Here is a 6,012-nt window from a genome sequence, read left to right as displayed (position 1 = left end):
AGCCGCCTCACGCTGTTTCCTGCCTGTGGCCTGGGCGTCTATCAACCCCAAACGACGAAGCGGGCTTCGAGCCCGCCTCTCGTCCATCAACCCCGAATGACGAATGACCCTTTTTCCGAGGGTGCCTCGGAACAACCAAGCGGCGCCGAAGAGGAACGCGGGGATCACGCGACTTGTCGGGACTGCGCAGAACAGATCCTGAGCGAACCGGCTCTCGAAGATGAGGTATCCCGAGCTGCACCCCGGCATGCTGAGCGAGGCGGAGCAGGCGCTCCCAGACACCAAGGCGGGTCCAACGGACGAAGGTCTGCGCGGCGCGAGCCCAGGGACCAAACTCAGCTGGGATGGCGCGCCACTTGGCCCTGCTCTGATGCCGCCAGAGGATGGCCGAAATCGTCCGGCGCTGATCCTGCGGCGGGGTCTTGGCCCTCGGCCGGCGTGCCTCGATCAGCGGCTCCAGCTTTCTCCATTCTGCGTCGTCCAGCATCTCTCCTCCCAGTCAGGAGGAGCAAACGCCCGCACACGGAACACGTTCAAGGCCAAACAGGCCGTAGACAGCCGATCCTTGCGGACGACACCATCGACACTTCAACCCGCAATTGGCAGCTTTGGCCGTGTTGTTCCGCCGTCCGGCGAAAGTGCACCGATGATGTTGCACTCAGCAATGGAGCCGCAACCACAACGATCGATGACGTCTCTCAGTTCATTCGACAACCTCATGAGGTCGGAAATTTTCTGCTCGATCTCCGACAGATGCGCACGTGCGATAATGTCCACCTCTGCGCAAGACCTGTCGCGCTGGTCCGCCAGGGCGAGGAGTTCCCGGACCTTCTTCACCGTGAAGCCCAGGTCGCGGCTGCGGCGGATGAAGCTCAACCGGCGCAGGTGCTCGTCGCCATAGGACCGATAGTTGCCGTCCGTCCGCGGCGGAGCCGGAAGCAAGCCCACCCGCTCGTACCATCGGATCGTCTCGACCTTGGTGGCCGTCGCCGCCGCGAGGTTGCCGATGGTCATCGCATCGATCCGCGACATGCCCTTGACCCTATAGTTGCTACAGGGTTCATATAGGGGGCGCTAAGGCTCGAAGCAATCGTGCGAGCCGTGGAGCAGAACATGTCCAACGCCGCTGTCGCCGCGGCCCCGCCGGTCCCTGCGAACTTGGTCTCGCTGCGATATCGGGTGAAGGGCATGGATTGCCCGAGCTGCGCGGGCAAGATTGAGACGGCGGTCAGGCGCCTGCCCGGCATCGCAACGGTTCGGGTGAACTACACCAGTCAAACCCTCGACCTCACGCTTGATGAGACCGGAACGCCGCGCGACGCTCTTGAGCAGCGTGTCGGGGCGCTCGGGTATCCCATCACGTCCCTTCCGACGGCGGCGGATCTGGCCCGATCGCAGGCGGCCAGCCTCGACGCCTCACTGGCCAAGGTGGAAGCAGAAGACATCGACCTGCCGTTCTGGCGAACCCCCAAGGCCACTCTCGCCATCGCGGTTGGTTCCCTTTTTGCGCTCGGCTTGCTGTTCGACCGCGCAATGCCCGAAGTAGCAGGCGAGTTCGCGTACTGGCCTGGAGCCCTTGTCGGACTTTCCTTCTATGGCCGGCGCGCATTCGCGGCTGCGCGGAATGGCTCGCCTTTTTCCATCGAAATGCTGATGTCGGTGGCAACGGCCGGTGCACTCGCAATCCACGCGGCCGAGGAAGCGGCCGTCGTCGTCCTGCTCTTCACCGTCGGCGAGATGCTGGAGGTCGTCGCAGCTGGGCGGGCGAGGGCCGGCATTCGCAGCCTCGTCGCGCTGGTGCCGAAGATGGCCCGCCTCGTCGACGACGTTGACGGATCGGCGCGGGAGGTGCCCGCTGTCTCCCTTCGCATCGGTCAGACCGTCGTAGTGCGTCCGGGCGACAGAGTGCCGGCCGACGGAGTGGTGACGGACGGGGCATCGAGCCTCGATGAGTCCCCCATCACGGGCGAGTCGGTGCCTAAGGCCAAGGAACCCGGTGACGCCGTCTATGCTGGCAGCGTCAACGCCGACGGTGCTCTTCAGGTTCGTGTGACGCGGGAGGCCGCTGACAACATGGTCGCGCGCATCCTGCACCTGGTCGAGGAGGCACAGGCCTCGAAGTCGCCGACGGCGCGCTTCATTGATCGGTTCAGCGCGATCTACACCCCCCTCGCGTTCGCGTTCTCCGTCCTGGTAGCCGTGGTGCCGCCGCTACTACTCGGCGGGGACTGGGGCACTTGGATCTACCGCGGGCTGGCCCTCCTGCTGATCGCCTGCCCCTGTGCCCTCGTACTCTCGACGCCGGCCGCCATCGCCTCCGGGCTAGCCGCGGGTGCGCGGCGCGGGCTGCTCGTGAAAGGCGGCGCGGCTCTGGAGACCATTGGTCGGGTGCGCACGGTCGCCTTCGACAAGACGGGCACGCTCACGGCGGGACGTCCCCGTGTCACGGACATCTTACCCTTCGGGCCGGATGCTTCGGAACGTTCCATTATCAGCCTTGCCGCCGCGGTCGAGAACGGGTCCAGCCATCCCATCGCCCGAGCTATCCTCGACCGGGCGGACAGAGACGGAGTTCCGCTCCGGCCGACCCGTGACGCGCGGACCATCCCCGGCAGGGCGGTGCAGGCTACGGTCATGGGGCAGACGGTGCTCGTTTCCTCCCCGCGCCACGCCTCGGAAAGAGTCCGTCTCGATTCCGAGGCCGAAAGCGCGGTCGCGAGCCTTGAGGCGGCCGGCAAGACGACCGTCGTCGTCCTGCGCGACGGGGAGGCGCTGGGCATCATCGCCGTGCGGGACGAGCCTCGTCTCAACGCCGCCGACGGCATCGCCGCCCTTCGCGCCATGGGCGTGGATTGCGTGATCCTGACGGGAGACAACCGGCGCACTGGGCAGGCGGTCGCCGCGCAACTCGACCTCGACGTCAGGTCCGAGCTGATGCCCGAGGACAAGCTCGCCGAGATCGCCGCCCTCAAGATCGTCGGCCCCGTCGCGATGGTGGGGGACGGCATCAACGACGCGCCCGCCCTCGCCGCGGCCAGCGTCGGCATCGCGATGGGAGGCGGGACCGACGCCGCCCTGGAGACGGCGGACGCGGCCGTGCTCAACGAGCGGGTGGCCGACGTCGCGGCCCTGGTCGCCCTGTCGCGGGCGACGCTCGGCAACATCCATCAAAATGTCACCATCGCGCTCGGCCTGAAGGTCGTGTTTCTGGTCACGACGCTCCTTGGCATCACCGGTCTGTGGCCGGCCATCCTGGCCGATACCGGCGCGACGGTGCTGGTGACCGCCAACGCGTTGCGCCTTCTGAGGGCCTGATGGTGTCGCCGTCATCATCCCAGTCACCGGCCTATGCGCCTCAAGGCCGGAGTAGGGCCCATCCGCTGCATGATGCTGCCCGGAACACCGGTGCCACCGGTGATGGCGAGGACCGGCGGCGCGAAGCCACTGAGGTTCCGCTCGGCCGGGTTCGTCGAGCCGCGACCGTTGCTGCCATGGTGGCGGCCGCCATGGCTGTCGATCTCGGGACGAAAGCGTTGGCCGTGGAGCTGCTCGCCGGGGGCGTCCCTCAGAGCCTGATGCCTGTGCTCGACCTGAGCCTGGTCTTCAACCGGGGCATCAGCTTCAGCCTGTTCCAGGCGCCCGACCCGACCTCCCTTGCGCTTCTCCTCGGGATGCAGGTCGCCCTCACATGCTTCGTGATCTGGTTGGCCCTGAATGCAGCCGAAGCGCTTCAGCGCCTCGGGTTTTCCGCGATTGCGGGCGGGGCCATCAGCAACGTCCTCGACCGGTTCATGGATGGGGCGGTCACCGACTTCCTTGACCTGCACACGGCGGGCATCCGCTGGTTTACCTTCAACCTTGCCGACGTCTGGATCTCGGTTGGCGTCGTCCTGCTGATCCTGGACGCGCTTCCGATTTGGCCCCACCGCGCCGGCATGCCGGGAGGGCTGGCGCAATGAAGCGCTCTGCCTGTCGGGGCTATACGGTCGTGCCGAACCAAACCATCCCGTCTTGGTGGCTCTGGGTTCAGGTGCCCTCACCTCCGGTGAGGATGACATGCTGGAAAAAGGGCGCTCGGGCTGGCTTTCCTGCTTGCGTTCTCGCCCCGCCAGGATAGCCAGCATGCAAGCGCGACAAGGGCCTCGGTCTTCGCCAAGACTGTCTCGGAGCTTCGCAGGGCATGGCTGGTGGGCAACCGCCGTGCACCTGCTTTCGCTCGTGCTCGTCCTGATCGTCGCTGCTCCCGACCTGAGTCTGGCGACCGACCTTGTCTATCGGGGCGTGCAGACCCAGGCTGGGACGGAACTACCGGTGATGTCGCCCGCCGATGACCCTTCGGCGGCCAAGTCCAACTCCGGTCTCGCCTGTCACGTACACTGCAGCTGCCAACAAGCGATTACGGGGGACAGCATTCCTGCGACGCCATCTCCGGACGGGACACAGCTGAACCAGTTCAAGTCCATCTGCGCGTTCGCATCGGTCTGGCCGGAACGCTTGTCGAGGCCTCCCCGCACATGAGGTAACCGCGCCACCGGAGTGGCGCGGACCTTCCGCTTCCCGCCGGGCCATCGATCCAGCTCAGATGAACACGCGGGAGCGACCGTCACCGCCCGACAGGCGGCTAATTGACGTCCCGGTTGAGTTAGGCCCAATGCGCATTCTCCTGTCCGTTGCCATCCTGGCCACCGGCATCGCCGTCGGTGGTGCGGTGCCACGCGTGTCCGAACTCATCCAGGGCGCCCTCGCCGCGGTCGGGATTTCGAAGGTCCAGCCGCCTCCGGCCGCCGGCCGCGGGGCTTCCAAAACAGAGGCCCCGGAGCACGCAGGCGAGCGCGGTTCCCAGCATGACGAGAAGCCCGGAGCCGAAAGGCCTGCGGACGCGCTTGAGCACAAGGGAGGGGAGAAGCACGCCGAGGAGGGCCTGATCAAGATGCAGCCCGAGCAGGTCGCGGGGCAGGATATCACGCTTGCACAGGCCGAAGGGGGCACGATCGCGCAGCACCTGATCGTTCCGGGCACAATTACGCCGGACGCCGACCGGATCGCGCGCGTGCCGGCCCGGGTCGTCGGGACCGTGGCCGAGATGCGCAAGCGCCTGGGCGATCCCGTGCGAAAGGGTGAGGTCGTGGCCGTGCTCGACAGTCGCGAGGTCGCCGACGCCAAGAGCGAGTACCTGACGACCACCGTCAAGGCGGAGCTGGAGAAGACGAACTTCGACCGGCAGCAGTCCCTCTGGGACAAGCGGATATCCGCGGAATCCGCCTTCCTCAACGCCAGAGCCGTCTACTCGGAAGCGCAACTGCGCGTCGATCTCGCCCGGCAGAAGCTTTCGGCCCTCGGGCTCAACGCCACCGAGGTCTCAAGCTTGGCGAAAAAGGACGAGACGACCCCGAACCTGTCGAGCCTGCGCCAGTACGAGCTGCGCTCGCCCCTAACGGGGCGGGTGGTCGAGCGCAAGGTCGATGTGGGCACCACGGTCGGTGGCCAAGGCGACCCGCCCGACCTCTACTCCGTCGCTGACCTGTCCAACGTCTGGATCGAACTCGCAGTACCCACCGTGGAGCTCGTGAAGATCAAGGAAGGAGCGCGCGTCGGCATCGTCCCGAACCTGGGCGACGAGGACAGGCGCGCCGAGGGCAAGATCATCTTCGTCAGCCCGATCCTCAATCCGGACACGCGCTCCGCCCGGGTCATCGTCGCCTTACCGAACAAGGACATGACTTGGCGGCCGGGCACCTTCGTGACCGCCGAGGTCGAGATCGCGCAGGACCGGGTCAAGGTGAAGTTGCCGAAGGCGGCGCTACAGACGGTCGAGGGCAAGCGCGTGGTTTTCGTGCGCACGCCAGCGGGCTTCAAAAAACGGAACGTCGAGGTCGGCAGGACCGACGATGAAGCGGTCGAGATCGTCTCCGGCCTCGCACCAGGCGACGAGATCGCGGTGGGCAACACGTTCCTTCTCAAGGCTGAGCTCGGCAAGTCCGAAGCCGGCGATAACGACTGACCGCGGAGCAC

The 6,012-nt window shown here is 66.4% G+C and carries 5 protein-coding genes; 3 read left to right on the top strand and 2 right to left on the bottom strand.

Going from position 1 to position 6,012, the window contains the following annotated elements; all coding sequences use genetic code 11:
- Positions 1–7 precede the first annotated feature (7 nt).
- Positions 8–487 (bottom strand): transposase, encoded by a 480-nt coding sequence (locus HPY23_RS34140; protein WP_420891344.1) that lies wholly within the window; start codon positions 485–487, stop codon positions 8–10.
- Positions 488–588: 101 nt separating this feature from the next.
- Positions 589–1,014, bottom strand: a complete 426-nt coding sequence (locus HPY23_RS24995) for a MerR family transcriptional regulator (protein WP_099957680.1) — start codon at positions 1,012–1,014, stop codon at positions 589–591.
- Between the two features lie 99 nt (positions 1,015–1,113).
- On the opposite strand from HPY23_RS24995, the gene HPY23_RS24990 reads away from it, so the two are divergent.
- The 3 genes from HPY23_RS24990 to HPY23_RS24980 all read left to right on the top strand — a co-directional run bounded on the left by HPY23_RS24990 (position 1,114) and on the right by HPY23_RS24980 (position 6,001).
- Entirely contained in the window at positions 1,114–3,315 is a 2,202-nt protein-coding gene (locus tag HPY23_RS24990) for a heavy metal translocating P-type ATPase (RefSeq protein WP_099957676.1), read from the top strand.
- Positions 3,315–3,959, top strand: a complete 645-nt coding sequence (gene lspA / locus HPY23_RS24985; RefSeq protein WP_236012842.1) for a signal peptidase II — start codon at positions 3,315–3,317, stop codon at positions 3,957–3,959. The genes HPY23_RS24990 and lspA overlap by 1 nt, the downstream gene beginning before the upstream one ends.
- A gap of 692 nt (positions 3,960–4,651) precedes the next feature.
- Positions 4,652–6,001: an efflux RND transporter periplasmic adaptor subunit gene (locus HPY23_RS24980; RefSeq protein ID WP_099957674.1), complete on the top strand. Its 1,350-nt coding sequence runs from the start codon at positions 4,652–4,654 to the stop codon at positions 5,999–6,001.
- The last annotated feature ends 11 nt before the right edge of the window (positions 6,002–6,012 follow it).

This window comes from Methylobacterium ajmalii, assembly GCF_016613415.1.
In the GTDB taxonomy this organism is placed as follows: Bacteria; Pseudomonadota; Alphaproteobacteria; order Rhizobiales; family Beijerinckiaceae; genus Methylobacterium; species Methylobacterium ajmalii.
The sequence above is the reverse complement of the archived record's forward strand: the minus strand, read 5'-3'. Positions and strand labels throughout refer to the sequence as shown.

Coding starts and splice junctions, on each gene's coding strand:
- HPY23_RS24980 (WP_099957674.1), top strand. CDS start 4,652: ATGCGCATTCTCCTGTCCGTTGCCATCCTGGCCACCGGCATCGCCGTC.
- HPY23_RS34140 (WP_420891344.1), bottom strand. CDS start 487: ATGCTGGACGACGCAGAATGGAGAAAGCTGGAGCCGCTGATCGAGGCA.
- HPY23_RS24995 (WP_099957680.1), bottom strand. CDS start 1,014: ATGACCATCGGCAACCTCGCGGCGGCGACGGCCACCAAGGTCGAGACG.
- HPY23_RS24990 (WP_099957676.1), top strand. CDS start 1,114: ATGTCCAACGCCGCTGTCGCCGCGGCCCCGCCGGTCCCTGCGAACTTG.
- lspA (WP_236012842.1), top strand. CDS start 3,315: ATGGTGTCGCCGTCATCATCCCAGTCACCGGCCTATGCGCCTCAAGGC.